This is a genomic window from Roseateles sp. P1_C1_2 (assembly GCF_056406535.1).
Genome location: NZ_JBFUAB010000031.1, coordinates 37512 through 55687, shown reverse-complemented (window position 1 = coordinate 55687; position 18176 = coordinate 37512). Strand labels below are relative to the sequence as shown.

6 protein-coding genes are annotated in these 18176 nt (G+C 70.6%); 3 read left to right on the top strand and 3 right to left on the bottom strand.

What is annotated here, in order from left to right; translation table 11 throughout:
- Positions 1–12 precede the first annotated feature (12 nt).
- Positions 13–756 (top strand): hypothetical protein, encoded by a 744-nt coding sequence (locus AC1D2H_RS26670; RefSeq protein WP_478012963.1) that lies wholly within the window; start codon positions 13–15, stop codon positions 754–756.
- A 10-nt stretch (positions 757–766) separates the two neighbouring features.
- Here AC1D2H_RS26670 and AC1D2H_RS26665 read toward each other — a convergent pair whose 3' ends face one another.
- From AC1D2H_RS26665 to AC1D2H_RS26655, 3 genes are all read right to left on the bottom strand, one after another.
- Positions 767–2173 carry a caspase family protein gene (locus AC1D2H_RS26665; protein WP_478012962.1) on the bottom strand — a complete coding sequence of 469 codons (1407 nt, stop codon included), beginning with the start codon at positions 2171–2173 and terminating at the stop codon, positions 767–769.
- A gap of 8 nt (positions 2174–2181) precedes the next feature.
- Positions 2182–13470, bottom strand: coding sequence for a two-partner secretion domain-containing protein (locus tag AC1D2H_RS26660; RefSeq protein WP_478012961.1), 11289 nt, complete (start codon positions 13468–13470; stop codon positions 2182–2184).
- Between the two features lie 160 nt (positions 13471–13630).
- Positions 13631–15352, bottom strand: coding sequence for a ShlB/FhaC/HecB family hemolysin secretion/activation protein (locus AC1D2H_RS26655; RefSeq protein WP_478012960.1), 1722 nt, complete (start codon positions 15350–15352; stop codon positions 13631–13633).
- Between the two features lie 151 nt (positions 15353–15503).
- Here AC1D2H_RS26655 and AC1D2H_RS26650 point away from each other — a divergent pair, with 151 nt between their 5' ends.
- Together AC1D2H_RS26650 and AC1D2H_RS26645 are read left to right on the top strand one after the other, a co-directional pair.
- Complete coding sequence (locus tag AC1D2H_RS26650) at positions 15504–16526, top strand: ligase-associated DNA damage response exonuclease (RefSeq protein ID WP_478012959.1); 1023 nt, start codon at positions 15504–15506, stop codon at positions 16524–16526.
- Positions 16523–18166, top strand: coding sequence for an ATP-dependent DNA ligase (locus tag AC1D2H_RS26645; RefSeq protein WP_478012958.1), 1644 nt, complete (start codon positions 16523–16525; stop codon positions 18164–18166). Before AC1D2H_RS26650 ends, AC1D2H_RS26645 begins: the two co-directional genes overlap by 4 nt.
- The last annotated feature ends 10 nt before the right edge of the window (positions 18167–18176 follow it).

The window sequence follows — 18176 nt, the reverse complement described above, 5'->3', positions numbered from 1 at the left end:
AAGAGCAAAAAAATGAAATCCGGATTCAAGCCCAAGCTGTGGACCAAGAAGGAGTGGCTGGACGCCGCGCCCTCCGACAAGACCAAGGGCAGCGGCATCGAGGTCGCGCTGGACGAGTGGCAGAAGCACTGCAAGGGCAAGTTCACCGCCATGACGCCCGAGCAGGCGGCCAAGGCCGCGATCGCCGCTCTCAAGCTCTCCGAGGCGCTGACCAAGGCCAGCAGGAAGTGCGACCCCAAGGCGCAGAAGGAAACGCTGATGGGCATCCATGAGTACAAGAAGCGGGCAGACGACTTCTACGAGTTTGCCAAGCTTGCGACGGGGGCCTTGGTCRAGCGCATCAAGTACACCAAGTCCATGAACACCTTCAAGGCCGTGGAGAAAGACGCTGCAGCGCTGGCGGTGTTTGGCAAGTTCGCCCAGAAGCCGACGGTGGGCATCTGGGCCGTCGTGGACGGCTTGCGCTTGTTTGAGCAGAAGAAGTACGAGCAGGCGGTGAAGGCCTACAGCAGCGATGGTGTGGGCGAAGGCGACTGGAACATCGAGCCCAGGAACAACAAGATCCTGCACGACACCTTCGTGGCGAAGGTGAGGCATGAGCAAGGCGACATCCTCGGGGCCATCAACGGCAGCATGGTCCGGATGAAGCTGCTCCTGAACGCAGGCCACTTCACCGACAACGGCCTTTGGGGGATGCCCGAGTGGAAGGAACTGCTGAACCAGAAGTTCCCGATCAAGGAATACTCCCTGGGCTGAGCTCCGCGGTCTACTTGCGCACGTTGTCCAGATCCGGCGGCGGCGTGTAGCCCAGGTCGCGCGCGCGCGACTCGAACTGCGAGGCCAGCAGCGGCTGGCCGGTGCTGCGGAAATGCAGGGCCAGCTCATAGCTGGCAATGCCATTGCCCAGGGCCACGGCGAACTGCATCCAGCCCTCGTAGCGCGACTGCGTGGCCGACGCGCCGCCGCCGTAGCCGCTGCCAAAGCTGGCACCACTGCCGCCGCCACGGAAGCGCCAGCCCATGCGGGCCGCCGCGTCCTTGTCGCCGCGGCCACAGCGCAGCAGATCCTGGCGCTGCTCGGCAGGCATGTCGTCACTGAAGGCGAAGGCCGCGCGATACAGGCGCACATCGTTGCGCTGCAAGGCCTTGAGGGCGCTGCGGGCGCCGTCCCGGGCCACCTGCACGCCGGGCGCAAAGGGGCTCTCGGGCTTGGCCTTCAGGAAGGCCTCGGCCACCTGCAGCACCTCGGCCGGCCAGGCCAGCTTCTCCAGCCTCTTCAGCTCGGCTTCCTCGTCGATGTCGGGCACGGCCGGCGCGGGCGCGCCGGCGCGCTTGGGCTCCACGTTCAAGCGCACGCGGGTGTGGTCGGCGATGAAGGGGTCCTGGGCCAGCTGGCGGATGGCGGCCACGGGATGGTTGAGCATGGTCTCGCGCACATCGCTGCGCACCAGCTGCATCAGCTCGGGGAAGGTCGTCTGGTCGGACACGCTGCCCATCAGCTTGACGAGGGACCCCGTGTAGAAGGTGTTCTGCGTCTCGACGGCTGGCGCGATGGCCGGCTTGCCGGCGCCGGTGGAGAACGTGATGAGGCAGCCCGGGGGCGCCTCGACCTGGTTCAGGCCCACCAGCTCACCGGCGCGCAGGCCGGTGCGGCAGGCGTCGACGACGGCGATGACCATGCCGTCGCGGCGCGGTGGCAGGCGGCGCACCACGTCGGTCAGCAGCTGCACGCTGCCGGTCTGCAGCAGCTCGCCCTTGGCGGAAGGGTTGAGGCCGGCAGGCAGCAGCAGGTTGGACGCATCGACCTGCACGCCATGACCGCTGAAGTAGAAGAACACGGTCGCATCCGCCGGGCTGGCGGCGGCTTCGGCGATGAAGACTTCCAGCGCGCGGCGCGCCGCCGGCAGGTCCAGGTCTAGGGCCGACGTGACCTTGAAGCCGCGCCGCTCCAGCACGGCCTCCAGGTCGCGCAGGTTCTTCGGGATGGGCGGCAGGTCGAAGGGCTGCGGATAGTTGCGGTTGCCCAGCAGCAGGGCCAGGCGGATCTCGGTGCTCGGCAGCGGCTCGGCAGCGACTGCCTCGGCCATCGGCAGCAAGGGCGCAGCCAGGCCGCCAAGCAGCGAACCGCACAGATGGCGGCGGGGCAGGGAGACGGTGGAGTCGGGAGGGGTCATGGCGCCAACTACTTGCAGCTGAGGACGGGCCGGGATGCGGGATCGCATTGCTCGGGCGGTTTCGCGCCTTCGCTGCCCTGGGTGGACGGCCGGCCGGGGCCGACCTCGGCGATGACGCCGGAACGCAGGCGCACCGTCACGTTCTCAGTGCGCACAGTCTCCTGGAAGCGGGCACGGCGGGCGTCCTCGGCGTCGCCGTTGATGGAGGACAGGGCTCCGGAGGCCGCCGGCGTCAGCGGCAAGACTCCGTTATAGACCACCGGGATCTCCGTTGCCTGACTGGCCCCATCGTGGAAGAAGCGATAGGCCGGCCCGCCCGTGCTCGGCTGGCTGCCGACCTTGGGGCCCACGAGCACGACGGCGGTGGACCCTTGCGCGCCAGCCTTGGGCAGCACGGCCACATAGCCGGCGTTGGGGCCCGTCGTGCGGTTGCCGGTTTCGGTGCTGCCGACCTGGATCTGGATGGGCTGGCCGTTGACGGAACCGAAGCTGCCGGGCGTGCCGAAGGCGCCGGGCGCCAGCTCCAGCGTCATGCCGGGGGCCGACAAGGCCTTGCCGAGCACGATCTCGTCGAAGGGCATGCGGGCGACGAGCTTGGCGTCGCCGGCGGTGGCGAGCTGGTCGGCGCGGATGTAGACGAGGTCGGCCTCGATGCCGCTGCCGCCCACCATCACCTGCTGGCCGGACACGCGCACCTCGGACTGCACGGCCTGCGCGCCCTTCGCGTTCGGCACCCAGGCCGTGTTGAAGCCGGTGCCGCTGAGCACCGAGAGCTGGCCCTTGAAGCTGTTGCCGTCCTGGGCCAGGCGCACCGAGCCGCCGCCGCTGGCCTGCACCTCCAGCCTGGCGCCCTCGGCCACGCTGATGGTGCTGGCGCTGCCCTGCTGCACGGTGGCCTCGGCGATGGCCAGCGGCCGGCCGGCGACCGGCACCTGGGCCGTGCCCAGCAGCGTGGCCTTGGCGTCATCCGGCGCGGCCTTGGCCACCAGGGCCAGGCTGCCGCCGCTGAGCTGCAGCTTGCCATTCAAGGCCAGGCGATCGGCCTCGATGCGGCCGCCGCTCGACAGCGTCACGTCGCCGAGCTGCAGGCTCTCCTTGACCGTCACCAGCGCCTGGCCGCCGTTCAGGCCCAACGGGGCGCCGGCGAACTGGTTGTTGCTGCGGCTGGCGTCGATCAGCGTGCCGGACAGCGTCAGGCCGGCGCCACTGGCCAGCGTCAGGCTGCCGGTGTAGACCTGCTCGGCCTTGGTGGTCAGGTTGCCGGCCAGCTTCACGCTGCCGGCCGCCTGCAGCGAGGCGATGGTCTCGTTGCCGCCCAGCTGCAGCTGGGCGCCGGCGGCGACCTGCACCGCGCTGGCATCGGAGAGGCGCTCGGCCGCCGTCGTGATGAGGCTGCCGCCCAGCACCTGGGTGGCGCCGCTGTAGTTGTTGGCGGCGCTGTTCAGCGTCACCTGGCCCTGGGTGATGACGAGGCTGCCGCGGCCGCTGATGGCCTGGTCCAGCGTCAGTGCATCGCTGCGTGACAGTCGCAGCTCGCCCTGGTTCTGGATCTCGCCCGAACCCAGGGCGCCGTTGCCGCTCAGCTGCACGACGCCGGCTTCGATGGCGGTGGCGCCGCTGTTGCTGTGCGCGGCCGTCAGCGTCAAGGTGCCAGCGCCCTGCTTGATGAGGCCGCCACTGCCGCTCACCGCCCCGTCGAAGCGGCTGTCGGCGCCGTCGGCACCGGCGGCCAGGCTGGCGCCATTCAGCACCAGGGCACCGTTGCCATTCAGCGAAGCGATGGTCTGGCGGGCATTGGCCTGCACCTGGCCCGGAGCCTCGATGACGAGGGCGCTGGCACCGGCCAGTGCCTGCGCCATGTCCAGCACCAGCGCGCCGCCCTGCACCCGCGTGCTACCGGTGAAGAGGTTGGCGCCGCCCAGCGTCAGGCTGCCGTTGCCCGCCTTGGTGAGGCCACCGCTGCCGGCCATGACGCCGTCRAAGCGGCTGCTGCGGCCACTCGCACCGACGGCCAGCGTGTGGGTGTTGAGCTGCACCTGGCCGCTGCCGCTGAGCGCGCCGAGGTCGATGTTCGTCAGCAGCTCCAGCGTCGCGCCGCCGGCCACGTCGACACCGGCTGTGGTCGGCACGACGGGCGCGGTCGCCGCGCCGGCGGCCAGGGGCCGCACGCCGCTGCCGTCGAGCTGCAGCGTGCCGGCAGTGACGCCCAGGTCGCCAGCCAGCGTGTTGTGACCGGCCAGCGTGAAGACGCCCGCGCCCAGCTTGGCCAGGCCGCCGCTGCCGGTGATGTTGCCGTCCCAGCGCGTGCTGCTGCCATTGCTGCCGACGCCGAGCAGGGGCGCCTGCACGTCCACGGTGCCGGCGCCAGCCAGCGAACCGAGGTTGAGGCTCTGCTGCACCGTCAGCGTCGCGCCGCTGTCCACGCTCACGGCTGTGACGCCGTTCAGCGCCGTCGCACTGGCGAGGACGAGCTCGCCGGCGGCCACGCGCGTGGCGCCGGTGTGGCTGCTGTCGCCGTTCAGCGTGAAGCGGCCGCTGCCGAGCTTGGTCAGGCCGCCACTGCCGACGAGGCTGCCGCCGAAGCTGGTGCTGCGGCCATCGGCACCGGTGGCGAAGGTGAAGTTGCCGAGTTCGACACGGCCCGCACCGGCCAGCGAGCCGGCGGTCTGGTCGGCGCCCAGGGCCAGCACCGCACCGGCCGTGAGCTGCACGGCACTGGCTGAAGACAGCGCACCGGCGCCGTTCGCGCGCAGCGTGCCGGTGCTGATGTCGGTGACGCCGCTGTAGTGGTTGCTGCCGGTCAGCGTCAGCGTACCGCTGCCGCCCAAGCCCAGGCCGAAGCCGGCGCCGCCGTCGCTGATGGCGCCGCTGACGGTCAGCCCGCCCGCGCCGGGCAGGAAGCGGGTGAAGGCCTGCAGCGTCAGCGCGCCGGCCAGCGTGCCGCTGCCCGAGCTGTTCAGCACGCTGCCGCCCAGGGCCAGCAGATCGGCGCTCATCGCGGCACCGTCGCGCAGGTCCAGCTGGCCCGCCGCGCCCAGTTGCACGGCGCCCGTGCCGGCCTGGGCCGCGGGGCCCTGCAGCACGACGGTGCCCGATTCGATGCGGGTGCCGCCGCTGTAGCTCTGCGCCGTCGTCATCGTCAGGCTGCCGCTGCCGTTCATGACGAGCTCGCCAGGGCCCGACAGCGGCCCCAGCAGGCTGATGGTGCCGGCGCCGCCGAGTTCGAGCCGCGTGGACACGCTGCTGGCGTTGATGGCGTAGTCGCCCAGGCTGGCCAGGCTGGCGGTGCCGGCGCTGGCGATCGTGAAGCTGGGCAGCTGGTTGTCGGGGCGGGTCAGCGTGATGTCGCCGCTGCCGGCCTTCAGCGTCGTCAGGCCCGACACGATCAGCGCGCCGCTCTGCTTGATGGCAGCGCCCGTCGCGGCGGTATCGGCCATCAGCCCGCCATAGTTGCCACCGCCGAGGTCCAGCGTGCCGGCGGCGGTGATGTCGAGCTGGGCCGCATCGCCGCTGACCTGGATGCCATCGTGGCGCGTGGCATCGCCATCGCGCAGTTGCACGCGGCCGAAGCTGCCGCCGCCTTGCGCCTTCAGCTCGACGCGATTGAAGTCGTTGCCCGCGCCCTTGCTGGCCATGTCGACGGGCACGGCCGTGCCGCCATTGGCGATCAGCGTCATCAGGCCGCTGACCTCCAGCGGCCCGGTCAGCACGATGCCCTTGGCCGCGCCAGCGGTCAGCGTCGTGCTGTGGCCGCCGCCCAGCGTCAGCACGCCGCCGCTGTTGAGCGTCAGCGTCTTCACATCGCCGCTGAAGCTCAGGTCCAGCGCGCTGCTGATGTTGGCGCCGGTGAAGCTGCCGCCGTTCACGCCGCGCATGGTGATGCCACCCAACAGCTGGTTGCCCGACTGGTCCAGCACCAGCGTCGCCTGGCCGCCGTCGGCGACGAAGTTGGCGATGCCGTTGACCGTCATCACCGCGGACTGGCTGATCTTGCTGCCGCGCGTGGTGGCCGTGAGCTCGCCGCTCGCCGTGCCGCCGCCCAGGTCGAGATCGCCGCCGGCGCTGACCTTGAGGTCGCGCACCGCGAAGCTGCCCAGGTGCAGCGCGCCGCCGTTGGCCAGCGTCGCGTCGCGGCCCACCAGGCTGACCGTGCCGGTGAAGGCGTTGCCCGCCTCGGCGAGATCGATGTTGGCGCTGCCGGCGTTCAGCGTGGACACGCCGGCCACGCTCAGGCCGCCGGACGCCTGCGTGATGCCGGCGCCGCTGGCATTGAGGTCGCCGCCCACCGACCCCGTGCCCAGGCGCAAGCCACGGCCGGAGGAAGCCGACAGCCCCGCCACATTGAGGCTGCCCAGGTTCAGCGCCGCACCGCTGGCGATGACGGTGGCGCCACCCCGCAGGTCCACGCTGCCGGCGAAGCTGTTGCCGGCCGAGCCCAGCGAGATGGGGGCACTGCCGGCGTTCAGGCTGGTCGTGCCGGTCACCGACAGCGCGCCCGACTGGCTGATGGCACCGCTGCTGACGGCCGTCAGCGCGCCGCCAACGGCGCCGCTGCCGAGGTCCAGCGTGCCCGTGACGCTCAGCGTCAGGCCCGCGGTGGACAGCGTGCCCAGGCGCAGATTGCCGGCGTTCGTGATCGAGCTGGTACCACCACTCAGGTTGACGCTGCCGTTCAGGTGATTCGCCTGCGTCATCGTGATGCCGGTGCTGGCCTGCAGCGTCGCATTGCCCGCGACGGTCAGGCCACCGGCGATCTGCGTGATGGAGCCGCCCAGGGCCTTGGCGGTCAGGGCACCGCTGAGGGTGCCGCTGCCCAGCACGATGCTGCCGTTGCTGGTGGCGTCCAGGCTGTTGAAGCTCAGCGTGCCGAAGTTCAGGCTGGGCTGATTGAAGATGGTCACCACATTGCCGGTCAGGCTCAGGGCGCCGAGAAGCTGGTTGCCGCTGTTGGACAGCGTGATGTTGCCGCTGCCCGAAGTGAAGGCCGCCGCACCGTTCACATGCAGGGCGCCGGTCTGGCTGATGGCGCCATTGCCGCTGTGGGCGACGAGATTGCCGGCCACATTGCCCTGGCCCAGGTTCAGCGGACCGGAGGCGTTCACGGTCAGCTGGCTGACCGCCATATTGCCCAGGGTCAGGCCGGCCGAGGTCCGCACCTGCGCAACCCCGCCCTTCAGCGTGACGACGCCGCCCAGCTGGTTGCCGGCATGGCTGAGATCGATGTCGCCCGTGCCCGCGTCGACCTTCAGGGCGCCGCTCATGCTGAGGGCCGAGCTCTGGCTCACATTGCCGCTGGCCTTCAGGTCCAACGAGGTGACTGCGACGCTGCCGAGCGCCAGGTTGCCGTTGCCGCTGAGCGCGGTGACCCCGCCGGTCAGGCTGACCGCGCCGCCCCAGCTGTTGCTGACGTTGGCCAGCGTGATGGCCGCGCCGCCGGCATTGAAGTTGGCGGTGCCGCTCACGCTCACCGAGCCGGCGACCTGGTTGATCAGGCCGGTGCTTTGCGCGCTCAGGTTGCCGTTGATGCTGACCGCGCCCAAGGACAGCGCGCCCAGGGTGCGCAGTTGCGTCGTGCCGCCGGTCAGCTCGACCGTGCCGCCCAACTGGTTGCTGCTGTTGCTGAGGTCGATGGTCGCGCTGCCGGCATTCACCTTCAGGGCGCCGCTCATGACGAGGGCCGAACTCTGGCTCACCGCGCCGTTGGACTGAAGCTCCAGCGAATTGACATTGACGCTGCCCAGCGCGACGGCACCGGCGCCGCGCAGCTTGGCCGTGCCGCCGGTCAGGCCGACCGCGCCGCCCCAGTTGTTGGTCGATTCGTCCAGCGTGATGGCCGCGCCGCCGGCACTGAAACTCGCGTTGCCGCTGACGTTCAGGCCCGCCGCGGTCTGCGTGATCGCCCCGCCGCTGTGGACGACCAGGCTACCCGTGATGTTGGCCAGGCCCAGGCCGACGCCATGCAGGGTGGTCAGCTGCGTGTCACCGCCGCGCAGCGTCACATCGCCCCGCAGGTCGTTGCTTGCCCCCATCAGCGTGATGGTCTGGCCACCGGCGTTGAAGTTGCTCGCGCCCAGCACGGTGATGCTGCCGAGGCTCTGGTTGATCGTGCCGCCGGTGCTCTGCACGTCGAGGCTGCCGCTGGCGCTGATGTCATGGCCCAGCGTGACCGACTGGCCGCGCAGCGTGACGTTGCCGCCGTGCAGCGTACCGAAGGTCGCGAACGGTCCGCTGCGGCTGGACAGCGTCAAGGCGGCGGTGCCGGTGTCGATGTCGCCCGTGCCGCTGGGCAGGTAGAGCACGCCGCCGGCATCCAGCACCAGGGCCTGGTTGGGCAGCACCTGGTTCAGCGAGAAGAGACGCAGGTCGTGCAACGTCGTCAAGGTGACGGCCGTGCCCGTGACCGTGACATCGCTCTGCAGGTCGTTGTTCGGATCGCCGAGGGTGATGACCGCGCTGCCCGCGTTCAGCGTCGTCGTGCCGGCCACGGTCAGCGCGCCGGTCTGGGTGATGGCGCCCTGAGTGGTGATGCTGAGATTGCCCGTGCTCGATGTACCAAGCGTCAGGGCGCTGTTGCCGAACAGCGTGCTGTCGGCGCCCATGAGGCTGACCGCATTGCCGAAGTGATTGGCCGGCTGGTTCAGCAGGATGGTCGAGCTGCCGGCCGAGACCGTGGTCGTGCCGGCGACGCTGAGGCGGCCGCCGGTCTGGGCCACACCGCCCGAGTTGGTCGTCAGCTTGAGCCAGCCGCTGGCGGTGACGTCGTGGCCCAGGCTGAGACCGGTGTCGGCCGTCAGCGAGATGTTCTTGCCGTTCAGCGTGCCGAGCACGCTGAAGCTGCCACCGCTGGCCAGCGTCAGGTCGGCACTGCCGGTGTCGAGGTTGACGGAGGCGCCGAGGTTGAGGTTGCCCTGGGCCTGCAGGCTCAGGGCCTGGTTGGCCGCCAGCGTCAGGCCGGTGATGCTGAGGTTGCCCGCCGAGCTCAGGTCCAGCGATTGGCCAGTGATCTGGACGCCACCGATCCAGACGTTGCTGGCGGCGCTCAGGTTGACGGCTCCGCCGACATGGATGTCGGTGGTGCCGTTGACGGTCAGCCCCCCGGTCTGGCCCAGTGAGCCGCTCGTGCTGCTGACCAGCAACTGGCCCCCGACGCTGCCGGGCCCCAGCGTCACATCGCCACTCGTGGTGCTGATGTCCAGCTTGCCGACAGGGCTCAGGTTGCCCAGCGTGACGCTGCCGGTGCCCGAACTGAGCAGGGCATCGCCGCCCACTGCGAGCAGGGTCGCCCCCTGCACGATGTTGCCGCCCGCCGTGGTGGCCGCATCGACCGAAGCGACGCTGCCATGGCCCAGATCGAGTTGACCGCTTGCCGTGCGCGCCTTCAGCGTGCCGGTATTCAGCGTGCCCAGCGTCAGCGGGTTGCTGCCGCCATTGCGCAGGTCGGTGGCACCGGCCGTGATGTCCAGCGTGCCGCCCAGGTTGTTGCCGCCGTTGTTCAGCGTGACATTGCCGCCGGTGTTGAGGTCGGCACCACCCGTGACGCTCAAAGCGCCGGTCTGGCTCAGCGAGCCGCTGGTGCTGCTGAACTTGAACTGGCCGCCGACACCAATCGCGCCCAGCACGGCATTGCCGCTGCTGCTGGTGATGTCCAGATTGCCCGTGGTGCTGAGATTGCCCAGCGTGACGCTGCCCGCACCCGAACTGAGCAGGGCGACGCCACCCACCGCGAGGGCGGTCGCGCCCTGCACGATGTGGCCGCCCGCCGTGGTGGCGGCGTCCAGCGACGCGACGCTGCCCTGGCCCAGCGTGAGTTGGCCGCTGGCCGTGCGGGCCTTCAGCGCACCGGTGTTCAGCGTGCCCAGCGTCAGGTTGTTGCCGCCGCCGTTGCGCAGGTCAACGGTGCCCGCCGTGATGTCGAGGGAGCCACCCAGGTTGTTGCCGGCGTTGTTCAGCGTGACGTTGCCGCCGGTGCTGAGGTCGGCGCCAGCCGTCACGCTCAAGGCGCCGGTCTGGACCAGCGAGCCGCTGGTGCTGGCGAACTTGAGCTGGCCGCCCACGCTGCCCGCCAGCGACACATCACCACTGCTGGTGCTGAGGTCCAGCTTGCCCGTCGGGTTCAGGTTGCCCAGCGTGATGGCGCCTGCGCCCGAGCTGAGGATGGCATCGCCCCCGACCGCCAGGCTGGTGGCGCCCTGCGCGATGTTGCCGCCCGCCGTGGTGGCGGCGTCCAGCGACGCGACGCTGCCCTGGCCCAGCGTGAGCAGGCCGCTGCCGGTGCGGACCTTGAGGGCGCCGGTATTCAGCGTGCCCAGTGCCAGCGGGTTGCTGCCGCCATTGCGCAGATCGGTGGTGCCGGCCGTGATGTCCAGCGTACCGCCCAGGTTGTTGCCGGCGTTGTTCAGCGTGACCGTGCCGCCGGTGTTGATGTCGGCACCGCCCGTCACGCTCAGGGCGCTGGTCTGGCTCAGCGCGCCGCTGGTGCTGGCGAACTTGAGCTGGCCGCCGACGCTGACCACGCCCAGCGCGGCGTTGCCGCTGCTGCTGGCAATGTCCAGCTTGCCCGTGGTGCTGAGGTTGCCCAGCGTGACGCTGCCCGCCCCCGAGCTGAGGAGAGCGACGCCACCGACTGCCAAGCTGGTGGCGCCCTGCACGATGTTGCCGTTTGCCGTGGTGGCCGCGTCCAACGAAGCGACGCTGCCCTGGCCCAGCGTGAGCTGGCCGCTGGCCGTGCGGGCCTTCAGCGCGCCGGTGTTCAGCGTGCCCAGCACCAGGTCGTTGCCGCCGCCGTTGCGCAGATCGGTGGTGCCGGCCGTGATGTCGAGGGTGCCCCCCAGGTTGTTGCCGGCGTTGTTCAGCGTGACGTTGCCGCCGGTGCTGAGGTCGGCGCCAGCCGTCACGCTCAAGGCGCCGGTCTGGACCAGCGAGCCGCTGGTGCTGGCGAACTTGAGCTGGCCGCCCACGCTGCCGGCCAGCGACACATTGCCACTGCTGGTGCTGAGGTCCAGCTTGCCGACGGAACTCAGGTTGCCCAACGTGATGCTGCCGGCACCTGAACTCAGGACGGCATCAGCGCCGACCGCCAGGCTGGTGGCGCCCTGCGCGATGTTGCCGCCCGTCGTGGTGGCGGCATCCAGCGACGCGACGCTGCCCTGGCCCAGCGTGAGCAGGCCGCTGCCCGTGCGCGCCTTCAGCGTGCCGGTATTCAGCGTGCCCAGCGTCAGCGGGTTGGCGCCGCCATTGCGCAGATCGGTCGCGCCGGCGCTGATGTCGAGCGTGCCGCCCAGGTTGTTGCTGGCGTTGTTCAGCGTGACCGTGCCGCCGGTGTTGATGTCGACACCGCCCGTGACGCTCAAGGCACTCGTCTGGCTCAGCGCGCCGCTGGTGCTGGCGAACTTGAGCTGGCCGCCGACGCTGACCACGCCCAGCGAGGCGTTGCCACTGCTGGTGCTGATGTCCAGCTTGCCCGTGGGGCTGAGGTTGCCGAGGGTGACGTTGCCGACGCCCGAGCTGAGGGTGGCGGCGCCGCCGACCGTGAGGCTGGTGGCGCCTTGCGTGATGTTGCCGCCGCCGGTCGTCACGCTCAGCGCGCCGCTCAGGCTGCCGGAAGGCAGCGAGACATTGCCGCTGCCGCCGCTGGCATCGATGGTCAGCTTGCCGCTCTGCACCGTGCTCAGCGAGACGGTGCCCGAGCTGGTCACCGTCATGTCGCCACTGGTCACGGCGCCCAGCGAGACCGCGCCGGTGGCATTCACGTCCAGCTTGCCACCGTGGGTGTTGATGGTGCCCGCCGTGGTGTCGACGCTGGCCGCCTGCAGGCTGACGTCGAGCACCGTGCCGGTCGCGCGGATCTTGCCGTTGCTGGTGAAGCTGATCGCGTTCTGGGCGATCAGACTGAAGCTCGTGGCGGCGGTGGCGTGGATGTCACCATCGATGGAGATATTGCCGGCCTGGCTGCCATTGCTGCCGGTCTGCACGATGACGTTGCCGATGGCCAGCGCGTTGTTGAGCACGGTGACATCCAGCACCGCGCTGTTGTTGGCGGGCTCGAAGGGCGAAGGCCCCGTCACGTCGCCGCCGCCGCCGGCGGTGTCGGTGATGGTCAGGTTGTAGGGGTCGAGCAGCCACTGGCCGGCACGGCCGCGCGGCGCACTGACATCCACGCCGCCGCGCGGCATGTTGAGCAGCTCACGGCCCGAGGTCTCGACAAAGCCGCCGTTGCCGCCCAGTCGGCCACCGCGGGCCCAGACCTGGCCCAGCATGTCGGTGCGCTGGTCGGCCCAGATGGCGACGCGGCCGCCGTCGCCTTGTTCGGTGGCATCGGCACGCAACTCGGCGCCGGCGCCGACGAAGGTGCGCTGTGCGTTGTGCGCCGTGCCCTCGCCATGGAAGCCACCGCCGACCTGGATGTCGCCGCCGCCGAGGCGACCCGATGCGTCCAGCCGGGCGCCGTCCAGCAGGCCCACGCGCTGGCCCAGCGCCGTGATGCTGCCGCCCTGGTCGCCGCTGGCGTCCAGGCGGCCCTTCACCAGGGTGTCGCCCGCCGTGCCGCCGTCGATGACGATGCGCCCACCCTGCTGGCTGAAGCCGCGGGCCTGCACGATGCCGTCCATGTTCAGCACCTGGCCGGCCGCGCCGGCGCGGGCCTGGGCGCGCAGTTCGGCGCTGCTCTCGGCCTGCACGCGGCCGTTGAACTTCAGTGCGACGTCGCGGTCGTCGTCGTTGCGCAGATTGAAGAGAACGAGGCCATCACCTTCGACGTCCACCTGCACCGTGCTGGCCGCACCCAGGCCGACGCGCCGCGCCGCGACGCTGCCGCCGACATGGAGTTGGGGTGCCACCAGGGCGACCGTGCCACCGGGCGCATTGATGCTGCCATCGGCCTGCAGCGCGCCGGCAACCGGGCCGGCCGAGAAGCGGTAGCTGCCGGCCAGGAAGTGGGTGTCGGAAAGGTCCAGCGTGGACGCGACCAGGCCGCCGGCGTCCACCTGCGAGCCGCGGCCGAAGACGATGCCGCGCGGGTTGACGAGGAAGACGCGGCCGTTGGCCTGCATCTGGCCGAGGATGAGCGACGGGTCGCCGCCGACGACGCGGTTGAGCAGCACCGCGTTGACGCTGGGCTGCTGGATGCGCAGCGTCTCGCCCGCGGCGATGGAGAAGCTCTGCCAGTTGACGATGGCCTTGTCGCTGCCCTGCTGGATGAGCCCGGGGCTGAGTGCGACCTGGCCCTGCACGATCTGCGCGCCCTGTGGCAGCGCATGGGCCGCCGGATAGGCGGCCGCGAGGCATAGGGCAAGGGCCAAGGGTTGCAGACGGCGCAAGACCCCCGCGGGCCGCTCCCTAGCCGGCCCGCTCTGGCGACGTGCTTGCGGCTCGACGCCGCAAGCATCGGCGTCCCCTCGGGGGACCGACAGGACTCGCTCGCGTTCAGCGATGCGAGGTTGGGCGAGGGGCTGCATCATTTCAGAAGCTCCAAGACCCTTGCGCGTAGAAGCGCAGCTTGCGGGCCTGGCTCTCGCTGCTGGCATGGCCGTGCGTGGGCGTCGCCAGGCTCATGCGAAAGGAGTACTCGCTGCCACGCGCCCAGACCATCGACAAGCCGGCGCCGCCCAGCCAGATGCGGTTCACATAGCCGGGCTCGCGCACGACGAGGTTGGGGTCGTGGCGGTACTGGATGAAGGCGCCGTCGTAGAAGGCCGCCAGCACCAGCTCGCTGGCCCATTTGCCGAACAGGCTGAACGGCGGCAGCCAGCGCAGCTCCAGGCTGGCGACGGCGCCGCTGTCGCCCGTGCCCTCGCCTGGCGCATAGGCACGCACGCCATTCGGGCCGCCGGCGCGGAACTGCTCGGTGGAATCGAGATTGGACAGCGCCCACTGCCCGCGCACCGTGAGGTAGGCCAGCAGCCGGTTGCTGAGGACGTTTTGCAGCCGCGAGGCCGTGAAGCCGATCTTGCGAAAGCTGGCCGCATCGTCACCGCCGCTGGGCGCGCCGGCGGGGAAGTTGAGCCGGCCCTGGGCCAGGTTGAACTCGAAGGTATTGACGCTGCCGGTCAGCAGGCTGTCACGGAAGTCGCCGCTGATGCCGAGGCTGGCATCGTCGACGCGCTTCCTCGTCGACAGCGCCGCGACGTTGTCGACATAGCGCTTGGCGTCGACGGCGCCCAGCGCAAAGAGGTTGAGGTTGCGCGAGCGCACCCAGGGGTAGAGGGCGAAGACGTTGAGCGTCGTGCCGGTACCGTCCAGGCCGAGGGGGAATTCCTTCTTGTCGAGCTGGTAGCGCACCGCCGACAGCGAGACGCCAGCCTTGAAGCCGTCGGCGCCGATGGGGCTGGTGTAGCCCAGCAGCGCAAACATCAGGCCCCGGCTGACGGAGCTGAGCGCCGAGGCCGAGAGGCCGTCGCCGCGGCCCAGCGGGCTGGCCATGATGACCTGGGCGCCGAGGCGCTGCAGGCCGATGAAATGCGAGCCGTTGAGGTCGCCATCGACGCTGCCGCTGTAGCGCGCCTCGGCGCGCGGCGTGAACTCCAGGACGGCGGTGCCCGGCGTCGAGCCGGCCTTGACCTCGGCCCGTGTGACGATCCCGCGCAGGTCGTTGATGAGGAAGACGGTGCGCTCGACGGCGTCCACCGTCAGCACGTCGCCCGGCTTCAGCCGCGCGAGATAGGCCTGGACGATCTCGCGGTCGACCGGCAGGCCCTCGCTCCAGTTCAGCACCACGCGGTCCAGCCGCCCCTCGAGCACGGCGATGCGCACCGTCTGGCCGTCGAAGACCTGCTCGGGGATGTAGGCATAGCCGAGGTAGTAGCCGAGGTCGCGCTGCAGGAAGCGCGTCACCTCGTTGGCGGCGTTGACGAGGTCCTCGAAGCCACGCTCCTTGCCGACGAAGGCCGCCGTCAACCGCGGCAGGGCCTCGCGCAGGGCAGCCGGGGCATCGGGCGCCAGACTGTAGGCGGGGACGTCGATCTTCAGTTCGTCGTCGGGCTTGCCGAGTTCGCGCGCCACCGGCGGGCGCTCGGGTGGCAGTTCGGCATTGCGAGTCACTTCCAGGGGCCGGGCCAGCTCAGCCGGCGTCGGCACGACCGGCGGCGTGCCGGCCGCCCAGGCCGACGACCCGGCCAGCAGCTGCAAGGCCAGCAGGCTGAGGCGCAGGGACGAGCGTCGGCGGAGGCGGGAATCGGGCAGCAAGGTCGGGTCCGGAGCAGGGGGCGGCGGGCATGACCTGGCGGTCGCACCGTTGGTGAGTCACGGCGGCAGCGTTTGAGTTCCGCGCGAGTCCCGCAAATGAGCGGATGCCGTCCGACAGCGGGGTCAAGCCGGCCTGGGCACACTGGGCCCCATGTCGAGTCGCGCTGACCTGATCACCCGCCGCTCCGAAGGCCTGTACTGCGAGGCGGGCGGCTTCTACATCGACCCCTGGCGGCCGGTGGACCGCGCCGTCATCACCCATGCCCATGCCGACCATTGCCGCGACGGGCACGGCGCCTATCTGGCGCATCGCGACGCCGAGGGGCTGATGCGCTCGCGGGTCGGCCCTGACATGGCCTTCCAGGGCCTGAGCTACGGCGAGCCGTTACAACTGGGCGAGGTGACACTCAGCCTGCATCCGGCCGGCCATGTGCTGGGCTCGGCCCAGGTGCGGGTGGAACACCGCGGCGAGGTCTGGGTGGTGTCGGGCGACTATTTCGTCAGCGGCGCAGGCGACGCCAACACCACCTGCGCGCCCTTCGAGCCAGTGCGCTGCGATGTCTTCATCACCGAGGCCACCTTTGCGCTGCCCATCTACCGCTGGGCGCCGCAGACCGAGGTGCTGGCCGAAATGCGCGCCTGGTGGGCCGATTGCGCGGCCCAAGGCAAGCACGCCCTGCTGATGGGCTACAGCCTGGGCAAGGCGCAGCGGCTGGTGGCAGGGCTGGCGACGGCCGACGCGCCAGGGCCGGTGCTGGTGCATGCGGCCGTCGCCCGGCTGAACGAGGCCTACCGCACAGCCGGCGTCGCTCTGGCCGAAGTGGAGACCGTGACGCCGGAAACCAACTTCAAGGCCCTGCGCGGCGCCCTTGTCATTGCGCCGCCGGCCGTGCAGGACAGCCGCTGGGCCAAGGCCCTGGGCCCGCACAGCGATGCCTTCGCCAGCGGCTGGATGCGGCTGCGCGGCGCGCGCCGACGCCGCAGCGTGGACCGCGGCTTTGTCTTCAGCGACCACGCCGACTGGCCGGGGCTGCTGTCCGCCATCACCGCGACCGGCGCCCAGCGCGTCATCGTCACGCATGGCGACGAAGGCGCCCTGGTGCGCTATCTGGGCGAGCTGGGCTTGCAGGCCGAGACCTTCGCCACCGAATTTGGCGACGAGGGCGAGACATGAAGCGCTTCGTGGCCTTGTATCTCGCACTGGACGCCAGCACGTCCACGCTGGCCAAGGTGGCGGCGCTGAAGCGCTACCTGGCCGAGGCACCGCCGCGCGACGCGGCCTGGGCCGTCTACCTGCTGGCCGGCGGCACGCCACGGCGCGCAGTGCCGACCGCCGAGTTGCGCGCCCTGGCCTGCGAGGCGGCCGCCCTGCCGGAGTGGCTGTTCGAGGCGGGATATGCCGTGACCGGTGACCTGGCCGAAGCGATTGCCTATGTGCTGCCCGACCCCGAGGACAGGCTCGACGAGCCATTGAGCGAGTGGATGGAGGGCCGCATCCTGCCGCTGCGCACGCTGGATGCAGAGGGCCGGCGCGAGGGGGTGCTGGCGGCCTGGCGCGGGCTGTCGGCGGACGAGCGCTTCATGTTCGTCAAGCTCGTCGGCGGGGGCTTTCGCGTCGGCGTCAGCAAGTTGCTGGTGCAGCGCGCGCTGGCCGAGTGGTCGGGGCAGGACGCCGCTGGCATCGCCCAGCGCATGATGGGCTACACCCACATCGACACGCCACCGACGGCCGAGCGCTTCCAGGCGCTGTTGACGGCGGACACGAGCGGCGCGCGCGGCGGCCAGCCCTACCCTTTCTTCCTGGCGCATGCACTGGCGGCCGAGCCAGCGACGCTGGGCGAGCGCGGCGACTGGCTCGCGGAGTGGAAGTACGACGGCATCCGCGCCCAGGTCGTCAAGCGCGATGGCCAGGTCTGGATCTGGTCGCGCGGCGAGGAATTGATCACCGAGCGCTTCCCCGAAGCGGTGGCCGCGGCGAGCACCTGGCCGGACGGCACCGTCGTCGACGGCGAGTTGCTGGCCTGGTTGCCGGACGAGGCCGAACCGGCGCCGTTCGCGTTGCTGCAAAAGCGCATAGCCCGCACCAAGCTGTCGAAGGCCATCCTCGCGGAGGCACCGGTGCGGCTGCTGGCCTATGACCTGCTCGAAAGCGAGGGCGTGGACCGGCGCCAGGAGCCCATGCACATCCGCCGCGCGCGACTGGAGCAGTTGGGCATTGCGACGTCGCCGCTGGTCGACGCGACGGACTGGCCCGGCCTTGCTGCTGCGCGCGAAGGCTCGCGAGAGCGGCGCGTCGAAGGCCTGATGCTCAAGCACCGCGAGTCGGCCTATGGCATCGGCCGCACCGCCGGTGCCTGGTGGAAATGGAAGGTCGCGCCGCTGAGCGTCGACGCCGTGCTGATCTACGCCCAGGCCGGCCATGGGCGACGGGCCAATCTCTACACCGACTACAGCTTTGCCGTCTGGAACCGCGCGCCGCGCGATGCTGCGGAGGCGGAAGCTGCATTGGACGCGACGGGCGGCGAGCTGATGCTGGTGCCGTTTGCGAAGGCGTATTCGGGGCTGACGGACGAGGAGATCAAGCGGGTCGATCGCGAGATCCGCAAGACGACGGTGGAGAAATTCGGGCCGGTGCGGCGCGTGCGGCCGACCATGGTGTTCGAGCTGGGTTTCGAGGGCATACAGGCCAGCACGCGGCACAAGAGCGGCATCGCGGTGAGGTTTCCGCGGATGCTGCGCATCAGGGATGACAAGCCGCTGTGGGAGGCGGATACGCTGGAGTCGCTACGGACGTTGATGGAGGTGGTGAGTTGAACGGGGTTGC

Excerpts from the sequence above, each read along its gene's own strand:
- AC1D2H_RS26665 (WP_478012962.1), bottom strand. The coding sequence starts at position 2,173 with ATGACCCCTCCCGACTCCACCGTCTCCCTGCCCCGCCGCCATCTGTGC.
- AC1D2H_RS26650 (WP_478012959.1), top strand. The coding sequence starts at position 15,504 with ATGTCGAGTCGCGCTGACCTGATCACCCGCCGCTCCGAAGGCCTGTAC.
- AC1D2H_RS26645 (WP_478012958.1), top strand. The coding sequence starts at position 16,523 with ATGAAGCGCTTCGTGGCCTTGTATCTCGCACTGGACGCCAGCACGTCC.